Here is a 19,526-nt window from a genome sequence, read left to right on the forward strand (position 1 = left end):
GATGCAAGGAAATTTAAAAACGATCAATATACAACTACAGACTTTAAATGAAGCATTATCTTTATTTGGGACTGAAGATCGGAATTTAAAGATGATGGAAGAGAAGCTTCAGCTTTCAATTGTCACAAGAGGTGAATCAGTGAGTGTGTCAGGTGACCCTGAAGTCCTTCAGCTTGCAGAAATAGTTTTTATGGCTCTGTTGAAAGTTATACGGAAAGGGGCCAGTATTTCGGAACGTGATGTAGTGTACGCCATTGAACTGGGTAGAAAAGGAATGCTCGATCAATTTGAGGAATTATATGAACAAGAAATAACGAAAAACGTAAAAGGAAAATCAATCCGAGTCAAAACATTAGGGCAAAGACAATATATCTCCGCTATTAAAGCAAATGATTTAGTATTTGGTATTGGTCCAGCAGGTACGGGGAAGACTTATCTTGCTGTTGTAATGGCTGTGGCAGCACTTAAAGGCGGCAGTGTAAAACGGATTATTCTTACAAGACCTGCCGTTGAAGCTGGAGAAAGTCTTGGCTTTTTACCTGGTGACTTAAAAGAAAAGGTTGATCCTTATCTACGTCCTTTATATGACGCTTTGCATGATGTTTTAGGAACGGATCAAGTGGCGAGGCTAATTGAGAGAGGAACGATTGAGATTGCCCCATTAGCTTATATGCGCGGTCGTACATTAGATGATTCATTTGTTATCCTAGATGAAGCTCAAAATACGACACCAGAACAAATGAAAATGTTTTTAACCAGATTAGGGTTTGGCTCAAAAATGGTTATTACCGGTGACATTACCCAAGTCGACCTGCCGAAAGGGGTTAAATCAGGATTAAGTGTAGTTCAAGCAATATTGAAAGATATTTCGGGTATATCGTTCATATACTTGAAGGAATCAGATGTTGTACGCCATCCATTGGTACAAAAAATTATAAGTGCATATGAGAGCCTAAACTAAACAAAAGAGGGCTGTCTCACCGGTGTCTGTCATCCACATGTAAACATTCGTACTACATATTTAGTATGTGGTACCCGACACTATTGAGACAGCCCTTTTTTCGCATAAACAATGTTTGCTGGATATAGTTACCGGTGCTTTTCGAACGAAGAGGAGAAGAATTATGGATATAATTTTTAGATGGTATGAAAAAATGAAAGACCATAAGTTTATTCCGGTTCTATTATTTGCTCTGATTGCTGTAATTTTATACGGGTCAATGTATTCTAATATTCTGCCGGAGAAGTTGGACCTTCGCCTGTTTTCAGCTGCTAAAAGCGATATTATTGCTCCCATTACGGTTGAGGATGTAGAAGCTACGGAAGAAAAAAAACAAGAAGCTGCTTTAGAAGTGGAAGACCAGTATATATTAAAAAAGGATTATGCTGAAAATCGCGTTGAAATTATTTCTGCCATTTTTGATGCCGTTAATGACGTTAAAAATACCAAATCAACGAGTGAGGAACAAGTAAAATCTTTTAAAGAAACGGTACCAGAAGAACTTGGAGGCAAACTTACAAATGCTAATTTAGAAACCTTGCTGACAGTATCGCCAGGGTTATTAGATAGTGCAAAAAGCACAACAATCACATTAATCAAGCAAATCATGGGTCAACCAATAAAAGTTGGGGAAGAAAACAGACAGAAAGAAATCATATCCGGAGAAATTAGAAACGTAAATCTACCGGAAAATTTAAAAAGCGCGATGGTAGCCATTGCTGAGTATGCCATCATCCCTAATTATGTATATGACATGAAGGGGACTGAGTCGAAACGTCAGGAAGCAATGGATCGTGTCAATCCTGTAAAAATCAGAGCCGGTCAGGTTCTTGTAAAAGAAGGTCAGATCATTGACCGCGAAATGTATAAGCAACTTGAGCTTGTGGGTCTTTTAGAAGAAGAAGTAAATCCGAATCTGTTTATTGGTTTAGGAATTTTTGTATTGATTTTATCAAGTATTATTGCCTATTATTTTAAGGAGATTGGTGCAAAGGAACAGATTATTTACGTTATCATCTTTGCACTAACTATTTTATTAATGAAAGGAATAAGTTTATTCCAACTAGTTACAGAAATAGGCTATATTTTCCCGGCGGCAATGGCAACGATGCTTATTAAAGTCCTGCTTAATGAAAGAATGGCTGTCATGTCAAGCATCGTTTTTGCCATATGTGGCAGCATTATTTTTAATGTTGAAATGCTTGGTAAATTTAACTTCTCAATTGGTGTTTATTTTTTAATTAGTGGTATTGCCGGTATCATCTTTATCACTGAGCGCCATTATCGTGCTAAAATTTTAAAAGCCGGTCTTCTCGTATCTTTCGTTAATATGGTCGTTATTACTGCATTGTTTATGATTAGAAATGGCCATGTCACAAATCTTGAGATTGGCATGTATTTATTATTAGCTTTTTTATCAGGCTTTATCTCAGCCGTGTTAACTTTGGGATTAATGCCTGTTTTTGAAGCGTGGTTCGGACTATTATCTACGATGAAATTAATTGAGCTATCAAGTCCAAATCATTTGTTATTGCGAAAAATACTATTGGAAACACCTGGTACGTACCATCATAGTATAATGGTTGCCAATCTTTCAGAAGCAGCCTGTGAGGCTATTGGTGCCAATGGTTTACTGGCGAGGGTGGGGGCTTATTACCATGATATCGGTAAAACGAAACGTCCACATTTTTATATTGAAAATCAGATGAATATCGAAAACCCTCACAATAATATCTCACCGCAATTAAGTAAAACTATCATAACGGCACATCCTTATGACGGCGCAGATCTATTGCGGGCACATAAAATACCGAAGGAAATTATCGATATTGCACTTCAACACCATGGCACCACACTTTTAAAATACTTTTACTATAAGGCTAAAGAGCAATGTGATGGTATAATTGAGTCGGATTTCAGATACCCAGGACCAAAAGCACAAACAAAGGAAGCTGCAATTGTTGGAATTGCCGATAGTGTTGAGGCGGCTGTGCGTTCACTATCAAATCCTACGCCGCAAAAAATTGAGAGCTTAGTTCGAAGCATTTTAACAGACCGGATTCAAGATGGACAATTTGACGAATGTGACATCACACTAAAAGAATTGGATCTTGCTACAAAATCAATGTATGAAACGTTAAAAGGGATTTTTCATACACGCATCGAGTACCCGGACATGAAACATTCGAAAAAAGTAGAACTTCGTAAAACAAAAGTAAGCAGTTAGGAGAAGTGAAGGATGATTATTGACTTTATTGATGAACATCATTTAATTGAGGAAAAACAGAAAAATGAAATTGAAAAATTAATGCAATTTGTCGCAGGAAAGGAAGGAATCGACCCGGAGGCGGAAATTTCAATCACGTTTGTTAATAATGATGAAATTCAAGAAATTAATCGTATTTACCGTGGCAAGGATCTGCCGACGGATGTCATTTCTTTTGCAATGGAGGAAATGGGTGAAGGTGAAATTGAAATAAAAGGTGAGGATTTGCCAACAATCCTTGGTGACATCATAATTTCCATCGAGAGGACAAAAGAACAAGCGCAAGAATACAATCACAGCTTTATGAGAGAACTTGGTTTTTTAACTGTCCATGGCTTTCTTCATTTGCTTGGTTATGATCATATGGAAAAAGAAGATGAAGAAATCATGTTTCGTAAACAAAAGGAATTATTAGAAGAATATGGGCTCCATCGCTAAAGAAATCAAGAGAATGCTGGCCAGTTTTCGTTTCGCCATTGAGGGGCTTTTTCATGTAATCAAGAAAGAACGAAATATGCAGATCCATCTGACAATCGCATGTATCGTTCTTTTTTTAGCCTATTATTTTTCAATTTCAAAGTTTGAATGGCTTATCATTCTTCTTTGTATCGGTATTGTATTTAGTCTTGAAGCAATCAACACGGCTATAGAACGAACCGTTGATTTATGTACGGAGGAATTCAAGCCGTTGGCAAAGCAGGCTAAAGACGCAGCAGCGGGTGCAGTTTTTGTATTTGCGGTTATATCTGTTATTATAGGTTTAATTATATTTTTAAGACCACTATTAATTTATTTGAATTTTTTGTAAATTATTTATTGTATTTTGCTGAAAACAAATCTAAATTAGTGTAAAATAAAAGTACTTTGAAAGGAAATACATGATGAAGGAAGATTCAATTATAAATGATCTTATAGCTCAAGCAAAAGAAGCGCGCGAGATGGCTTATGTTCCATATTCAAAATTTAAAGTAGGCGCCGCTATTTTAACGGAAAACAAAAAAGTGTACAAAGGTTGCAATATAGAAAATGCCGCATACGGGGTATGCAACTGTGCAGAACGAACTGCATTATTTAAAGCATATTCCGAAGGGGATAAACAATTTAAGGCCTTGGCAGTTATAGCTGACACGGAACGCCCAGTACCGCCATGTGGTGCTTGTCGTCAAGTAATGGCTGAACTTTGCCCGCCTGATATGCCTGTTTATTTAACGAATATAAAAGGTAGCGTTTTCAAAACAACCGTACAAGAGCTATTACCAGGAGCATTTACAGCGGGGGATTTACATGAATAGTGATCAATTTAAATCAGGGTTTGTATCAATTATTGGTAGACCAAACGTAGGAAAATCCACATTTTTAAATAAAGTAATTGGCCAAAAGATTGCGATTATGAGCGATAAGCCGCAAACGACTAGAAATAAAATCCAAGGTGTTTATACAACAGATAAAAGTCAAATTATTTTCATTGATACACCTGGTATTCATAAGCCAAAGCATAAACTGGGCGATTTCATGATGAAAGTTGCACAAAATACATTAAAAGAAGTAGATTTAATTTTGTTTATGATTAATGCCGAAGAAAGATTGGGTAAAGGTGATCAATTTATCATTGAGCGCTTAAAGCAAACAAATCAACCAGTTTTTCTTGTTATTAATAAAATAGACCAAGTTCATCCGGATCATTTAATCTCGATTATTGATCAGTATAAAGAATTATATCCTTTCAAAGAAATCATCCCAATCTCTGCATTGGAAGGGAATAATGTAAATACATTGCTTGAACAAATTGAAAAGTTTATGCCAAATGGACCACAATATTATCCTGCAGATCAGGTGACTGACCATCCTGAAAGGTTTATTATTACAGAATTAATCCGTGAAAAAGTATTGCATTTAACACGGGAAGAAATCCCACATTCGATTGCTGTTGTCATGGACTCATTGGAGCGCCGTGAGGGTGGAAATACAGTATACATCGCTGCAACGGTCATTGTGGAACGGGATTCGCAAAAAGGGATTATTATCGGGAAGCAGGGAAAAATGCTTAAGGAAATTGGGCGTTTGGCTAGAATTGATATTGAAGCATTATTGGGATCAAAAGTTTTTCTTGAATTATGGGTTAAAGTACAAAAGGATTGGCGAAATCGCCAGAACCAGCTTAGAGATTTCGGATTTCGCGATGACGAGTACTAATAGAAAAGCGGAAGCGACTGTTTAGCGAAAATTTACAGTTTTTCACTAACATTAAATGAAAAGGATAGGTCAAGCTAATTGTAGGGAGTTATAAACAAAGCTAGTTTTTAAAAATTGAAAGGTGGGGTTTCTTGTGATCGAACTTACCTGGAAGATCTTTAGTCAAACTGGAAATTTGGAAACTTATCTTCTTATGAAAGAGATTGAAAGGGAATTTCAAGAAACTGCTGAAAATCATTTGAACCAGCTAATCGAATTAGATTCTCCTTTATCTTGACCCCATTTACTGTATTGTATAAACAAATGGTGATTTAATAAGTGGATGGTGTCAAAATTGCTGCGAAAAGTTGAAGGCATTGTCATACGAACAAATGATTACGGAGAAACAAATAAAATCGTAACCCTTTTTACTAGGGAAATGGGTAAAATCGGCGTTATGGCAAGAGGTGCCAAAAAGCCGCAAAGTAGATTAACTTCCGTTTCACAAATGTTTATATATGGGCATTTTTTAGTGCAGATTGGCTCTGGTTTAGGAACGTTACAGCAAGGCGAAATGATTTCATCCTTCAGAGCTTTAAGGGAAGATCTATATAAAGCCGCCTATGCTGCCTATATCGTTGAACTTACCGATAAACTCACGGAAGAGAAAAAAATTAATCCTTATTTATTTGAACTTTTGTACCAAACATTACATTTTATGAATGAAGGTTTGGATTTAGAAATACTAACTTATATTTATGAAATGAAAATGTTAAATATTGCAGGTATTTATCCAAAATTGGACGGCTGTGTTTGTTGTTCAGAAGTGCAAGGAAAATTCGCCTTCTCTATTAGGGAAGGCGGTTTTATATGCCATCGTTGTTTTCATCGTGATCCTCATCTAATCCAGATTTCGCCTGCAACGGTAAAGCTCTTGCGGCTCTTTTATTATTTTGATATACATCGCCTTGGGAAAATCTCGGTTAAAGAGGCTACAAAAAAGGAGATAAAGTCCGTCATTTCTGCACTATATGATGAGTACTCTGGTTTATCATTAAAATCAAAGCGTTTTCTCACTCAACTTGATCAGTTCAATATATAAATTTTTACTATATGAGATATACTTATTTAATTGATAATTCAAATAAAAGTGCATAATATGGCTCAATTCTGTAAATTGAGCTATAATTAATATATCAATAGTATAACTTATTTATTACGTTTTTCTCTCATGGAAGTGTTTTATGATCTAAGGTGGTGAGTACAATAGAACTTAGTAACCGTCAGGAAAAGATTTTGCAAATAGTGAAGGATAACGGGCCGATTACTGGTGAACAAATTGCGGAGCAATTAAATGTAACGAGAGCGACACTCAGGCCGGATTTAGCGATTTTAACAATGGCTGGTTATTTAGAGGCACGTCCTCGAGTGGGTTATTTTTATACAGGAAAAACAGGCTCACAATTATTGACTGAGAAGGTAAAAAAATTACAAGTTTATCAGTACCAATCAATGCCTGTTGTTGTTGATGAAGGGGTTTCTGTCTATGATGCCATTTGTACGATGTTCCTTGAAGATGTTGGGACGTTGTTTGTCGTTGATAAGAACTCCTTATTAGTAGGTGTTCTGTCAAGAAAGGACCTCTTGCGCGCAAGTCTTGGGCAAAGGAACCTAGAAGCAATTCCTGTAAATATAATTATGACAAGAATGCCGAATATTACTTTTTGCCAAAAAGATGACCTTATTATTGAAGTTGCTGCAAAAATTATAGAAAAGCAGATTGATGCAGTGCCAGTTGTTAAAATATCTGGAAAAGGCTATGAAGTAATCGGTCGATTAACAAAAACAAACATGACAAGAGTATTATTAGATATCGCAAAGGATGAGATTATATAACTTAGTAAAACTTTATCTGAAAAATCCCCCACTTCTATTAAGTGCTCGATTCATTCGAGGTGCAAATAAGCTAAGGTTTATTTGATTGGTATCTACATACAATAAATAAACAGAAAGGAATGGAGGAATTTGGACAACGCCAATGTATATGTGATTTCCGATTCAGTCGGTGAAACTGCCGAGCTTGTAGTAAAAGCAGCAGCAAGTCAGTTTAACTCATTTGGAATAAGAATTAAGCGGATTCCATACGTGGAGGATACTGGAACGCTAAGTGAGGTCATATCGCTTGCAAAAGAAAATCATGCCATCATTGCATTTACCTTAGTTGTTCCCAGCATGAGAGAATTTTTAATTACCGAGGCACGGATTGCAGGAGTTCCCACTGTTGATATCATCGGTCCGATGGTTATGCAAATGCAACAAAGCTATAATCAAAAGCCTAGAGAAGAACCGGGATTAGTACGGAGATTGGATGAGGATTATTTCAAAAAAGTGGAAGCAATTGAATTTGCCGTTAAATACGATGATGGCAGAGACCCACGTGGTATTTTAAGGGCAGATATTGTTCTGTTGGGTGTTTCAAGAACGTCGAAAACACCATTATCCCAATATTTGGCGTTAAAACGTTTGAAGGTCGCGAATATACCAATCGTTCCGGAGGTCGAGCCGCCGGAGGAGTTATTCCAGATACCGAAGGAACGTTGTTTCGCTTTAAAAATTAAACCTGAAAAACTTAACAATATCCGCAAGGAAAGATTAAAGTCACTAGGATTAAGTGACACAGCAAGTTATGCAAATCTTGATCGCATTAAGGAAGAGCTACAATATTTTGATAAACTAATTGAAAAAATCGGTTGTGCTGTAATTGACGTATCAAATAAGGCCGTTGAAGAAACAGCAAATATTATTTTAAGCATGTATGCAAAGAAAATGTAATAAAATATCTCAAATATATCTGGTTCCACTGTAACCAATTCATAAAATTGGCGAGCGGTGTGTGATATATTTGAGATTTTTTTATTTTTATATAGAAAATGAAATAATTTTATATTACAATAAAAAATTGTGATTAAAATAAATATTTAGGTTTATACTTGACAATGAAAGAATAAACTATACAAGTAAGACTGATAAATCATTCTTTCACTTTCGACAAAAGTTGGAATTATAAAATAATTTTTATAAAGAAGGAATCTTCGGAGGGATGTAGAATTTAAAAAGATGGCTATTTGATAGAAAAAATTTTATAAAAACATTATAATGAATTTTTGAAAAGATTGTCGAAATATGAAGGAAATTTGAATGGGGAGATAGAATAAATTATAGAAAGTAGAATAATTAAGGCAGATGGTGATGTTAGCAGTGGGAAATCGAATTCCTGAAGAAACCATTGAAGAAATTCGAAATAAAGTAGACATTGTTGAAATCATCAGCGAATATGTTCAATTGAAAAAACAAGGTCGAAATTATTTCGGGTTATGTCCTTTTCACGGCGAAAAATCGCCTTCTTTTTCTGTTTCAGCTGAAAAGCAAATTTACCATTGTTTTGGCTGTGGTGCTGGTGGTAATGTCTTTTCTTTTCTAATGAATATTGAAAACTGCTCATTTTTTGAAGCCGCGGCAACTCTAGCTGAAAAATTACATATCGATCTTCCTGACTATCACGATGATACCAATCATTTCTCGGATACATCCAATAAGTATGCTGAAATGTTTCGGGCGCATGAGCTACTACAGAAATTTTACCACCATTTCCTAGTAAATACAAAAGAGGGGAACGAGGCAATCCACTATCTACATGAGAGAGGTTTTACGGAGGAAATCATTAGTAGATTTCAAATTGGCTATGCTCCTAATTCATGGGACTTAGCATCGAGATTTTTGGATAAAAGAGGATTTAATCTTTATGAAATGACACAAGCTGGACTTGTTGCTAGAAGGGAAAGTGATGGGACCTATTTTGACCGTTTTCGCAATCGCATCATGTTTCCGATTTGGGACAATCAGGGGCGGACAATTGCGTTTGGCGGCAGGATTTTATATGAGGGGGAGCCCAAGTATTTAAATAGTCCTGAAACAAGAATCTTTAATAAGAGTAAAACGCTGTATGGACTACACATAGCAAGACCTGAGATAAGAAAAAAAGGGCAGGTTATTCTATTTGAAGGTTATGTTGACGTTATTAGCAGTTTTCGAGCTGGAGTAGAAAACGGGGTTGCTTCATTAGGTACATCCTTAACAGACGAACAAGCCCAAATTATTCGTAGAAATGCCGAGAATGTTCTCATTTGTTATGATGCGGACAATGCAGGAATAAATGCAGCCTACCGTGCGACAACTATATTAACGAATGCCGGTTGTTCCGTTCGTGTCGCAAAAATGCCTGAGGGCTATGATCCTGACGAATATATTCGGGAATTTGGAAGTGAAGCTTTTCAAAGTAATGTAATCGGCAATAGTCTTACTTTAATGGCATTTAAGATTGACTTTTTACGAAGGGGAAAAAACCTTCAAGATGAAGGAGAACTAATCACTTATATAGAAGAAGTATTAACAGAAATCAGTTTACTTCCAAAAGCAGTGGAAAGAGATCATTACTTACGGCAATTATCAGATGAATTTTCTATTTCTATAGATGCCTTAAAAAGTGAGCAATACCAAGTTTATAGAAGGTTAAGAAAAAACAAGGATATTTCAGCTTTTAATCGAAATAATAATAACAACTACAAAAAGGCAATTATAGCGAAAAAAAAGCTTTTACCTGCTTTTCATAATGCCGAGCGAACACTACTTTCTCATATGTTAAGGAATGAAGAAATCGCTCAGCAAGTTAAAGAACAAATTGGCTGTTCTTTTAATATAGATGTTCATAATGCAATTGCTCTTTTTATTTATGCTTATTATGAAGAAGGAAATTCTCCGGATGCAGGGGCCATACTTCAAAGAATTGACGATGAAAATCTTCGGAGAATCATATCGGAACTGGCGATGTTGGAAATAAATGTAAACATTTCCGATGAAGCACTATCAGATTATATTAAACAGGTGTTGAATTATCCAAAATGGCTAAAAATAAAAGAAATCGAATCCGAGAAGTTGCAAGCAGAGAAACAAAAGGAATATATCAAGGCAGCACAGCTTGCCATGAAGATTATCGAAATGAAGAAGGAATTGAAATAACAACTAGTTGCGCATGTAATGACGAACAAAGTTGGAATTCTTGGAAGGAGGGGAACTAATGGCTGAAAAAGGGGCTCGTTCAAAAGAAAAAGAGGTAGAAACAGAAATGACGCTCGATCAAGCAAAAGAGCAAATCATTTCACAAGGGAAAAAAAGAGGGGTTATATCGTACGATGAAATTGCAGAACGCCTATCTGCTTTTGAGCTTGATTCAGACCAAATGGATGAATTTTATGAATATCTTGGTGATAAAGGTATTGATATAATTGGACATTCAGATGAAGATGAGGATGTGGATGATGATGATCCAAGCTTCAATCAACTTGAGAAGGAAGAAGAATTTGATTTAAATGATCTTTCCGTCCCACCTGGCATTAAGATAAACGACCCTGTACGTATGTATTTAAAAGAAATTGGACGGGTTGATTTGTTATCTGCAGAAGAAGAGATTGAACTTGCGGAACGGATTGAGCAAGGTGATGAGGAAGCAAAGCGCCGTTTAGCCGAAGCTAACCTAAGACTAGTTGTTAGTATTGCCAAAAGGTATGTTGGTAGAGGGATGTTATTCCTAGATCTCATTCAAGAAGGAAATATGGGGCTTATCAAGGCTGTTGAGAAGTTCGATTATCGCAAAGGCTTCAAATTTAGTACGTATGCAACATGGTGGATTAGACAGGCCATCACTCGTGCTATCGCAGACCAAGCTAGAACAATCCGTATACCAGTTCATATGGTTGAAACTATTAATAAACTAATCCGAGTTCAAAGGCAATTATTACAGGATTTAGGGCGTGAACCATCTCCAGAAGAAATTGGCGAAGAAATGGAGTTAACCCCTGAAAAGGTTCGTGAAATACTTAAGATAGCCCAAGAACCAGTATCATTAGAAACTCCAATTGGTGAAGAGGACGATTCCCATTTAGGTGATTTTATCGAAGATCAGGAAGCTACATCACCATCTGATGCTGCGGCATATGAACTATTAAAAGAACAACTAGAGGACGTACTAGATACTTTAACTGACCGGGAAGAAAATGTTTTGCGTCTTCGCTTTGGTTTAGATGATGGAAGAACACGTACACTTGAAGAAGTTGGTAAAGTCTTTGGTGTTACACGTGAGCGTATCCGTCAAATTGAAGCAAAAGCATTACGTAAACTGCGCCATCCAAGCAGAAGCAAACGTCTGAAAGACTTTCTTGAATAAATATGCGCTTAGAATAGTTTACTTCATGTATAATGAAGTAAACTATTTCTGTTTCCCGAGGTGCAGGCATGGACAAAGTAAGAAAAAACATTATTCTTAACGAGATCAAATATTGGAAAGAGCATCGCCTTTTACCTGAACAATATTGCAATTTTCTAATATCCCTCTATACGGAGGGTTCAGAAGAAGAACAACAATTATATGAACAAAAACCATATTCTTATAGAAGGTTTATATCAACATCTTTTTATGTTTATATAATCCTGCAGCTTGTGATCACGCTTATTGTTATATATTTTACTGAAATACCTATTGATTTGCAAATGTCCTTATATGCTGTTTTCGTCATAACTAGTTTTAGTAGTAGTTTTTATTTCTATAAGAAAAAGCATCCATTTTTCCATATTGCTCTTATCGTCGGTGTTTTAATTCTATTTCTAGCTTCCGTCCATCTAATCTCCTATACATATACTGAAGGTGGAATTGTCTTACTCATGACAATCCTATTGAATTGTATATTATGGGTAATCGTAGGACATCAATTACATTTAAAATACTTGGCTTTATCCGGAATTACAGGAGCTCTTTTGGTAATTGCTTATCATTTTGTATAATTGTAAACAAATTGTTACAAAATATTTTCAGATTTTATGACAAATCTAAAAAAATCTTGCAAACTTAGTCATAACCTCTTTCCGGAAACAACAATTTAAAGTACAATAAGTATTGTTGCATATACTAAGTAAAAAATTGGATTTCATACATAAGGAGGAAGAGAGATGAATCGTAACCCATTAATCCCTTTCGGACTAATTGCAGTTTTAGGTATCGTTTTAATGGTAGTAGTATCTTTCTGGGGATTAAACAACGCTGACAAAATGCTCGCAGCTCAAGCTGACAAAGAAAAAGCAGCAACAGAACAAGCTGCAGCACCGGCTGCTGACGATCCAGAGGGGATTGTAAAAGCAAACTGTACATCATGTCATGGTCAAAATTTAGAAGGAGCAGTTGGACCTGCTTTATCTGATGTAGGTAGCAGACTTTCTAAAGACGATATTCACACTGTCATTATGAATGGTCGGAATGCAATGCCAGCGGGACTTCTTGATGCTGAAAAAGCTGAAAAGGTTGCAGCTTGGTTAGCTGAGAAAAAATAATAAATGAGAAACAAAAGCTTTCTATCGTAAAGGTAGAAAGCTTTTTTACTTTCCATTACAATATGTTTATGATGATTATTGTACTATTTTCGGAAAGGTTTTATGGTGATAATTGTGAATGAGTTAATTTTATCAAGAAGGTTAGAAACAGTGGCTAGTGAAATACCGCCTAATTCCAAAATGGCCGATATCGGTTCAGATCATGCTTATCTACCTAGCTATGCTGTTTTACATGGAATTGCAAGTTATGCTGTAGCTGGAGAGATAAATGAAGGACCTTATCAGTCTGCTGTAAATCAAGTGGAAAAATTAAGTTTAAGCAATTCTATCAAGGTTAGAAAAGGCAATGGATTAGAGGTCATTGAGAAAGGTGAGGTAAATGTAATTACGATTGCCGGGATGGGTGGTCCTTTAATTAGTGAAATACTGGAGGCAGGAAAAGAGAAACTAGCGGAAGTAGAACGCCTTATTCTTCAGCCAAATGTTGGGGCTAAAAATATTAGAATATGGCTACTGGAAAATGGTTGGCAATTAATAAAAGAACATATAGTAGAAGAAGATGGGAAAATTTATGAGGTATTAGTTGCGGAAAGAGGAAATCAGGGTGCGCCTTATAAGGACGAAAAAAATGTAGAAGCAGCGCTCTTACTCGGACCATTATTGATGAAAGAAAAAGATGAAGTATTCAAGAAAAAATGGCTTCATGAGCTAGCAAAATGGGAAATGATTTTGAAGCAACTTGAGTCAGCGGCCCAAACAGTGGAAACGTTGGAAAAGAAAAGAGAGATGTCTAAGAAGATTCAAATGGTAAAGGAGGTAGTAAATAATGAGATTTCCTAGTGGACAAGAAGTGATCCAAGCTTTTGAAAGATTTGCACCCAAGTCACTTGCGATGGAAGGAGACAAAATTGGGCTGCAAATTGGTACCTTAAGCAAGCCTATTAAAAAAATAATGATTACGTTGGATGTCTTGGAAGAGGTTGTAGATGAAGCCATCAGAGAACAAGTTGATCTTATCATTGCGCATCATCCTGTGATTTATAATCCACTGAAAACAGTAATTACGGATAGCCCTGCCGGTCGAATTGTTGCGAAATGCTTAAAAAATGAGATTGCTGTTTATGCTGCGCACACGAATTTGGATGTAGCCCAAGGGGGCGTTAATGATCTTTTAGCTGAAGCACTTGGACTTGAAAAAACTGAAGTGTTGGCGCCAACCTATGAGGATCGCTTGAAAAAACTTGCGGTTTATGTCCCTGAGGACCATGCAGAACACCTTCGCACTATTTTAGGTCAGGCAGGGGCAGGTAGCATTGGAAATTATAGTTATTGTACGTTTAATTCTCCTGGTACCGGAACCTTCCTTCCTCAGGATGGTGCAAACCCATTTATTGGCGAAAAAGGCAGGCTTGAATATGTTGATGAAGTTAAAATTGAATCTATTTTTCCAGCATCCATTCAAAACAAAGTTATTAGTGCCTTATTAAAAGCTCATCCATACGAAGAGCCTGCCTATGATATTTATCCTTTAGATAATAAAGGCGAGGCCCTAGGATTAGGTCGTATTGGTTATTTAAAAGATGACATGACACTGAAGGAATTTGCAGAATATGTAAAAATAGCCTTGGATGTAAAAGGTGTTCGGGTTGTTGGTAACTTGGATTCTCGAGTGAAAAAGGTTGCTGTGTTGGGTGGAGATGGCAATAAGTTTTGGTCAAAAGCCAAATTTAAAGGAGCAGATGTTTATGTAACAGGTGATATCTATTACCATGTTGCCCATGATGCGATGATGGAAGGACTAAATATGGTAGATCCAGGCCATAATGTAGAAAAAGTGATGAAGCAAGGTGTAAAGCGCTATTTGCAGAATTTTTTGGCTGAGAAGAAATATGATACAACCATCATCACATCACAAATTCATACAGATCCGTTTCAATTTATGTAAAAAAGAGACCAAAACTGGTCTCTTTTGTCTATGATCGTTTTATTTTTGGTAATATTTTATCCAATGATACTTTACGCTCAATTTCCCATGTCGCTTCATCATTGGGGTCAAATTGCTCTAAAAATGCAATAACCTCTTTTGTAATTGGCGTAGGTGTGGAGGCGCCTGCTGTAACTGCCACCTTCTTAATATCTTTTAGCCAATTAATATCAATTTCGGAAACGTCCGCAATACGGTAAGCTTTTGTTGCGGCAATTTCCTCTGAAACTTGGGCTAAGCGATTGGAGTTATTGCTTCGCGGGTCCCCAACGACAATCGTTAGGTCTGCTTCTGTTGCTTGCTCTGCCACCGCTTCTTGGCGCACTTGGGTAGCCATACAAATTTCATTATGAATCTCGGCATGGGGATATTTTTCTTTCACTTTTTTCATAATATCAGCTACATCCCACTGACTCATCGTTGTTTGATTTGTAACGATTATTTTATCTGATGCAATTTGAAGTTTATCGATATCTTCTTCATTTTCAATTAAGTGGACAATGTCTGGTGCAACTCCAACGGCCCCTTCAGGCTCAGGATGCCCCTTTTTACCTACGTAAATCACTTTATACCCTTTATCCTTGACACTGCGAATCAAGTCATGGGTCCTTGTAACATCAGGGCATGTCGCATCGAGTACAGTTAAGCCTTTTTCTTTGGCCAAGTTAATAACTTCCGGGGATACACCATGTGCCGTGAAGATAATCGTACCTTCAGAAATCTCATCAAGCAATTCTTTCCGTGTTTTCCCCTTTATATCTAATGTTATAATATTTTCCTGCTGAAAAGCATCTGTAACATGCTTGTTATGAACAATCATCCCCAAAATATATATAGGTCTAGGTAAGCTTTTATCAAGTGCCGCATTTTGGGCAATTACCATTGCATCGACTACACCATGACAATACCCTCTAGGTGCAATTTTTAATACCTCCATCCTTGACCCCTCCTCCCAATACTCTCTCCAGCGCAAACAGCCCAGCGACAGGTAAACGCTCGGCAGCTAGTGCGCTATTTTTAATTATAAATTAGAAGAGAAGGAAATACAAAGGAAAGTCCTAGATATAAAGTTTTGGCTTTGAAGGCTTTGCCTTTCTTTCAGCGGACTCTACATTAAGTTCGTCAAAGTCCGGCAATTCGTTTTCTACGTAGTCTTCAGTTGTAGCTTCAGTTTTCGTCGTCTTCTTTACGGCTTTTTTTGTTCTTTTTAATTTTGGGGCTTTGTTCTCTTCATCTGCTGTTGCTTCGGCAGTTTCTTTCGTGTTTTCCTCGTTTGAGTCATTTTCTTCATTCGCAGAATCACTGCTACTTAATGAGCGCATTATTTTAAGCATGGCCGGCATATTTTTAATAAATGGTCCGTATTGTTGCACCATAGGTCCTACTTGTTGAGCAATTCCGAGTACTCTTTGAACATTGTTCAGGATTCCAGTCAGTCCACCTGATGTATTTGCCAAACCAGGCAGTCCTGCTGTGGGAAGCATTCCACCACCACCGCCTAATAATCGGCCGCCACCACCTAATAGCTGTCCGCCAATACCAGGATTAAATCCTTGACCCAATGCGCCACGTGCAAGCCCGGCAACAGGGTTAAATCCTTGACCAAATGCACCGCGGGCAAGCCCGGCACCAGGGAATCCCTGCATATTAACTGGTGCATTTCCGCCACCTCCGAATAGTCGTGATAGCATGCCCCTAATTCCTCCAGCTTGTGGCATGCCACCGGGCATTGGCCCTCCCATGAACGGGCCCCCTCCCATTGGATTCTGTGTTGGCATTTGAACTGGAAATCCTCCAGGTCTATTTGGAAACATGGTTCTCCTCCTTTCTTGAAAAAACGTAATATGTCTCATTGTTAAAATATGCTTTTTTTTGACCAAGGTGTTATTCCTAAACAAGAATGGGTGTTTAACCTAATTACAGTATTGTTGGCTATTTAAACCTATTTCCCTTATACTATTTAGATGATGTGAAAATACTAGTAGATAGTAGTACTTTTTAATATGAGGGGATACAATATGGAAAAAAATTCATCATTTAGTCGGTTTCATTTAAAACCGTTTCTTTTAGAGGCAATTGATTCTATTGGATTTAAGGAGCCTACTGAAATTCAAGAACGAATCATTCCTACCATTCAAAAAGGTGAGAGCGCCATTGGCCAATCACAAACAGGAACGGGGAAGACACATGCCTATTTGTTACCAGTAATAAATGGTATACAGCCACAGAAGGACCTAGTACAAGCTGTTATTACAGCACCAACGAGGGAGCTCGCAACTCAAATATATGAGGAAGTAATCAAACTAACAAAGTTTTGTCCGGAAAATGAAGCTATAACTGTAAAGCTTTTTATTGGTGGAACAGATAAGCTTCGTACGATTGAAAAATTGAAAACGCAGCCCCATATCGTTGTTGGTACACCTGGTAGAATAAATGATCTTGTTAAAGAACAAGCCCTGCTGATTCATACGACTAAAATGCTTGTTGTTGATGAGGCGGATCTAATGTTGGATATGGGTTTCATCAATGATGTGGATCAAATAGCCGCAAAAATGGGTGAAGATATACAAATCCTTGTTTTTTCAGCGACCATACCGGAAAAATTAAAGCCGTTTTTAAAAAAGTATCTAGAAAATCCAACATTCACCCATGTTGCACCAAAACAAATTGCCGCCGAGAAAATCGAACATTGGCTTATTCCATCGCGTCATCGTAATAAGCTGGATGTGGTATTTGAAGTTGCAACGCAATTTAATCCATACTTAGCGCTTATATTCACAAACACAAAAAGAAAAGCGGATGAAGTTGCCGATGGCCTTCTCGAAAAAGGCTTAAAAGTTGGACGTATTCATGGTGATTTAACACCGCGAGAACGAAAAAAGATGATGAAGCAAATCAAAGATCTGGAATTTCAATATATTGTCGCTACAGATTTAGCTGCTAGAGGCATCGATATTGAAGGCGTCAGCCATGTCATTAACTTTGAATTGCCATCAGATTTAGACTTTTATATCCACCGTGTCGGCAGAACGGCTAGAGCGGATTTCTCTGGTATCGCTGCAACCATTTATGAATTAAGTGATCAAGATGCTTTAAATCGACTTGAGAAGATGGGGATTGAATTTAAGCATATTGATTTAAGAAATGGAGAATGGGTCGATTTAGGTGCTAGAGATAAACGAAAAGACCGTAAAAGAGCCATTCAGGAGCCGGAAAAATTAGCTCACAAGGTTATCCGGAAATCGAAAGAGGTTAAACCAGGTTATAAAAAGAAAAGAAAACAGGAAATAGAGAAATTTGTAAAAAAAGAAAAAAGAAAGCAAAGAAATAAAAAATAAAGGGAGAAGGAATTATGTTAAAAATTGGTTCACATGTGTCAATGAATGGTAAAAAGATGCTTTTAGGCGCAAGTGAAGAAGCTGTATCATATGGTGCAAATACGTTCATGGTCTACACAGGCGCACCGCAAAATACAAGAAGAAAGCCGATTGAGGAATTGAATATTGAAGCAGGCCTAAAGCATATGAAAGAGCATAGAATTGATGAGATTGTCGTCCATGCTCCTTATATCATTAATATTGGAAATTCGGAAAATCCTGCAACCTTTGAACTTGGTGTTACCTTTTTACGTTCCGAAATTGAGCGTACAGCTGCCATAGGTGCAAAACAAATTGTTCTACATCCAGGAGCCCATGTGGGAGCAGGTACTGAAAAAGGAATTCAAAAAATTATTGAAGGTTTAAATGAGGTACTGACGAAGGAGCAAAACGTGCAAATCGCACTTGAAACAATGGCAGGAAAAGGATCTGAATGCGGCCGAAGTTTCGAGGAATTGGCACAGATTATCGATGGAGTCACGCATAACGACAAGCTTTCGGTTTGCTTTGACACTTGCCATACGCATGATGCGGGCTATAACATTGTCGATGATTTTGATGGTGTGCTGGATGAATTTGATCGGATTATTGGCATCGACCGGATTAAGGTGCTTCATATAAATGATAGTAAAAATGAACGTGGCGCTAGAAAAGACCGCCATGAAAATATTGGGTTTGGTAAAATCGGCTTTAAGGCATTAAATTATGTTATCCATCACCCGCAGCTAGAAGTAATACCAAAAATTCTTGAAACCCCATATGTAGGGGAGGATAAAAAGAATCAAAAGCCGCCATACCGCTTTGAAATCGCGATGCTTAAAGAGCAGCAATTCGATGAACAACTTTTAGAAAAAATCATGAATCAATAATAATGAACATTAGAAAAGAGGCTTTAAAGGGCCTCTTTTATTTATTTTTAAATTGTTTAAGTAGGTCGTTCGCTTTTTTGGCTAAGCTAACATTAACTTCCTTGCCTATTTTTTTTATGATTTGACGATGCTGTTCATCATTTTCAATACTTATATTTTTTTCGGATTTAAGTATTTCGATGATTTTGGCAGCCTCCCCTGAAGATAAGCTGACATTATAGCTTTCAGCATGCTTCAACAATTCGCCCACCGTCATCGTCCGTAATTTTTGATTTATATATTGCTGAACGAATGGATTCACTTTTTCTCAAACCCCCGCTATTGTTTTTTTATTACTTTCATAATATGTGCACCTCCCAGATACGTTCTAACCAAAAATGATAAAGATTGTCATAAATGATTTAGGAATTGAAGGACCATA

Annotated in this window: 21 protein-coding genes; 18 read left to right on the top strand and 3 right to left on the bottom strand. The window is 37.1% G+C overall.

All coding sequences use genetic code 11. The features are described 5' to 3' along the window. Window position 1 precedes the first annotated feature (1 nt). The 16 genes from ACNQFZ_RS16760 to ACNQFZ_RS16835 all read left to right on the top strand — a co-directional run bounded on the left by ACNQFZ_RS16760 (window position 2) and on the right by ACNQFZ_RS16835 (window position 14,820). Window positions 2-961: a PhoH family protein gene (locus ACNQFZ_RS16760; protein WP_458415424.1), complete on the top strand. Its 960-nt coding sequence runs from the start codon at window positions 2-4 to the stop codon at window positions 959-961. Between the two features lie 163 nt (window positions 962-1,124). After that, the gene (locus ACNQFZ_RS16765) at window positions 1,125-3,227 is read left to right on the top strand and encodes an HD family phosphohydrolase (RefSeq protein WP_458412458.1); all 2,103 of its coding nucleotides are present in this window, start codon (window positions 1,125-1,127) and stop codon (window positions 3,225-3,227) included. 12 nt (window positions 3,228-3,239) lie between these two features. Next, window positions 3,240-3,704, top strand: a complete 465-nt coding sequence (ybeY, locus tag ACNQFZ_RS16770) for an rRNA maturation RNase YbeY (protein ID WP_458412459.1) — start codon at window positions 3,240-3,242, stop codon at window positions 3,702-3,704. After that, the gene (locus tag ACNQFZ_RS16775; protein WP_458412460.1) at window positions 3,688-4,074 is read left to right on the top strand and encodes a diacylglycerol kinase family protein; all 387 of its coding nucleotides are present in this window, start codon (window positions 3,688-3,690) and stop codon (window positions 4,072-4,074) included. Before ybeY ends, ACNQFZ_RS16775 begins: the two co-directional genes overlap by 17 nt. Window positions 4,075-4,147: 73 nt before the next feature. Then, the gene (locus ACNQFZ_RS16780) at window positions 4,148-4,558 is read left to right on the top strand and encodes a cytidine deaminase (RefSeq protein ID WP_458415425.1); all 411 of its coding nucleotides are present in this window, start codon (window positions 4,148-4,150) and stop codon (window positions 4,556-4,558) included. Then, the gene (gene era / locus ACNQFZ_RS16785) at window positions 4,551-5,459 is read left to right on the top strand and encodes a GTPase Era (protein WP_458412461.1); all 909 of its coding nucleotides are present in this window, start codon (window positions 4,551-4,553) and stop codon (window positions 5,457-5,459) included. Before ACNQFZ_RS16780 ends, era begins: the two co-directional genes overlap by 8 nt. 133 nt (window positions 5,460-5,592) lie before the next feature. Continuing rightward, complete coding sequence (locus ACNQFZ_RS16790) at window positions 5,593-5,736, top strand: YqzL family protein (RefSeq protein ID WP_458412462.1); 144 nt, start codon at window positions 5,593-5,595, stop codon at window positions 5,734-5,736. Window positions 5,737-5,793: 57 nt separating this feature from the next. Then, entirely contained in the window at window positions 5,794-6,540 is a 747-nt protein-coding gene (gene recO, locus ACNQFZ_RS16795) for a DNA repair protein RecO (protein WP_458412463.1), read from the top strand. A gap of 152 nt (window positions 6,541-6,692) precedes the next feature. Further along, window positions 6,693-7,334, top strand: coding sequence for a helix-turn-helix transcriptional regulator (locus tag ACNQFZ_RS16800; protein ID WP_458412464.1), 642 nt, complete (start codon window positions 6,693-6,695; stop codon window positions 7,332-7,334). Between the two features lie 129 nt (window positions 7,335-7,463). Further along, window positions 7,464-8,270 (top strand): pyruvate, water dikinase regulatory protein, encoded by an 807-nt coding sequence (locus ACNQFZ_RS16805; protein ID WP_458412465.1) that lies wholly within the window; start codon window positions 7,464-7,466, stop codon window positions 8,268-8,270. 426 nt (window positions 8,271-8,696) lie between these two features. After that, entirely contained in the window at window positions 8,697-10,514 is a 1,818-nt protein-coding gene (gene dnaG / locus ACNQFZ_RS16810) for a DNA primase (protein WP_458412466.1), read from the top strand. A 58-nt stretch (window positions 10,515-10,572) separates the two neighbouring features. Continuing rightward, window positions 10,573-11,718 (top strand): RNA polymerase sigma factor RpoD, encoded by a 1,146-nt coding sequence (gene rpoD, locus ACNQFZ_RS16815; RefSeq protein ID WP_458412467.1) that lies wholly within the window; start codon window positions 10,573-10,575, stop codon window positions 11,716-11,718. 68 nt (window positions 11,719-11,786) lie between these two features. Then, window positions 11,787-12,332, top strand: coding sequence for a hypothetical protein (locus ACNQFZ_RS16820; protein WP_458412468.1), 546 nt, complete (start codon window positions 11,787-11,789; stop codon window positions 12,330-12,332). Window positions 12,333-12,497: 165 nt separating this feature from the next. Next, on the top strand, window positions 12,498-12,875 hold the full coding sequence (gene cccA / locus ACNQFZ_RS16825) for a cytochrome c550 (protein WP_458412469.1): 378 nt from the start codon (window positions 12,498-12,500) through the stop codon (window positions 12,873-12,875). A 114-nt stretch (window positions 12,876-12,989) separates the two neighbouring features. After that, window positions 12,990-13,715, top strand: coding sequence for a tRNA (adenine(22)-N(1))-methyltransferase (locus tag ACNQFZ_RS16830; RefSeq protein WP_458412470.1), 726 nt, complete (start codon window positions 12,990-12,992; stop codon window positions 13,713-13,715). Next, the gene (locus tag ACNQFZ_RS16835; protein WP_458412471.1) at window positions 13,702-14,820 is read left to right on the top strand and encodes a Nif3-like dinuclear metal center hexameric protein; all 1,119 of its coding nucleotides are present in this window, start codon (window positions 13,702-13,704) and stop codon (window positions 14,818-14,820) included. The genes ACNQFZ_RS16830 and ACNQFZ_RS16835 overlap by 14 nt, the downstream gene beginning before the upstream one ends. Window positions 14,821-14,848: 28 nt before the next feature. Here the strand turns inward: ACNQFZ_RS16835 and ACNQFZ_RS16840 are convergent, their stop codons facing one another. Continuing rightward, window positions 14,849-15,796 (bottom strand): 4-hydroxy-3-methylbut-2-enyl diphosphate reductase, encoded by a 948-nt coding sequence (locus ACNQFZ_RS16840; RefSeq protein WP_458412472.1) that lies wholly within the window; start codon window positions 15,794-15,796, stop codon window positions 14,849-14,851. 121 nt (window positions 15,797-15,917) lie between these two features. Continuing rightward, on the bottom strand, window positions 15,918-16,673 hold the full coding sequence (vrrA, locus tag ACNQFZ_RS16845; RefSeq protein WP_458412473.1) for a VrrA/YqfQ family protein: 756 nt from the start codon (window positions 16,671-16,673) through the stop codon (window positions 15,918-15,920). Between the two features lie 204 nt (window positions 16,674-16,877). On the opposite strand from vrrA, the gene ACNQFZ_RS16850 reads away from it, so the two are divergent. Both ACNQFZ_RS16850 and ACNQFZ_RS16855 read left to right on the top strand, forming a co-directional pair. Continuing rightward, complete coding sequence (locus ACNQFZ_RS16850; RefSeq protein WP_458412474.1) at window positions 16,878-18,197, top strand: DEAD/DEAH box helicase; 1,320 nt, start codon at window positions 16,878-16,880, stop codon at window positions 18,195-18,197. A 14-nt stretch (window positions 18,198-18,211) separates the two neighbouring features. Continuing rightward, window positions 18,212-19,105: a deoxyribonuclease IV gene (locus ACNQFZ_RS16855; protein WP_458412475.1), complete on the top strand. Its 894-nt coding sequence runs from the start codon at window positions 18,212-18,214 to the stop codon at window positions 19,103-19,105. Between the two features lie 37 nt (window positions 19,106-19,142). On the opposite strand, the gene ACNQFZ_RS16860 is transcribed toward ACNQFZ_RS16855, so the two are convergent. After that, a complete protein-coding gene (locus ACNQFZ_RS16860) occupies window positions 19,143-19,406 on the bottom strand; it encodes a DUF2624 family protein (RefSeq protein WP_458412476.1) in 264 nt (87 codons plus the stop codon). Between the last annotated feature and the right edge of the window lie 120 nt (window positions 19,407-19,526).

This window comes from Schinkia acidoalkalinis (assembly GCF_054301215.1).

What these genes read in the sequence shown, in the direction of transcription:
- ACNQFZ_RS16840 (WP_458412472.1), bottom strand. Translation starts at nt 15,796, where the DNA reads ATGGAGGTATTAAAAATTGCACCTAGAGGGTATTGTCATGGTGTAGTC.
- ybeY (WP_458412459.1), top strand. Translation starts at nt 3,240, where the DNA reads ATGATTATTGACTTTATTGATGAACATCATTTAATTGAGGAAAAACAG.
- ACNQFZ_RS16820 (WP_458412468.1), top strand. Translation starts at nt 11,787, where the DNA reads ATGGACAAAGTAAGAAAAAACATTATTCTTAACGAGATCAAATATTGG.
- ACNQFZ_RS16760 (WP_458415424.1), top strand. Translation starts at nt 2, where the DNA reads ATGCAAGGAAATTTAAAAACGATCAATATACAACTACAGACTTTAAAT.
- ACNQFZ_RS16775 (WP_458412460.1), top strand. Translation starts at nt 3,688, where the DNA reads ATGGGCTCCATCGCTAAAGAAATCAAGAGAATGCTGGCCAGTTTTCGT.
- ACNQFZ_RS16765 (WP_458412458.1), top strand. Translation starts at nt 1,125, where the DNA reads ATGGATATAATTTTTAGATGGTATGAAAAAATGAAAGACCATAAGTTT.
- era (WP_458412461.1), top strand. Translation starts at nt 4,551, where the DNA reads ATGAATAGTGATCAATTTAAATCAGGGTTTGTATCAATTATTGGTAGA.
- vrrA (WP_458412473.1), bottom strand. Translation starts at nt 16,673, where the DNA reads ATGTTTCCAAATAGACCTGGAGGATTTCCAGTTCAAATGCCAACACAG.
- ACNQFZ_RS16850 (WP_458412474.1), top strand. Translation starts at nt 16,878, where the DNA reads ATGGAAAAAAATTCATCATTTAGTCGGTTTCATTTAAAACCGTTTCTT.
- ACNQFZ_RS16835 (WP_458412471.1), top strand. Translation starts at nt 13,702, where the DNA reads ATGAGATTTCCTAGTGGACAAGAAGTGATCCAAGCTTTTGAAAGATTT.
- ACNQFZ_RS16780 (WP_458415425.1), top strand. Translation starts at nt 4,148, where the DNA reads ATGAAGGAAGATTCAATTATAAATGATCTTATAGCTCAAGCAAAAGAA.
- ACNQFZ_RS16855 (WP_458412475.1), top strand. Translation starts at nt 18,212, where the DNA reads ATGTTAAAAATTGGTTCACATGTGTCAATGAATGGTAAAAAGATGCTT.
- cccA (WP_458412469.1), top strand. Translation starts at nt 12,498, where the DNA reads ATGAATCGTAACCCATTAATCCCTTTCGGACTAATTGCAGTTTTAGGT.
- rpoD (WP_458412467.1), top strand. Translation starts at nt 10,573, where the DNA reads ATGGCTGAAAAAGGGGCTCGTTCAAAAGAAAAAGAGGTAGAAACAGAA.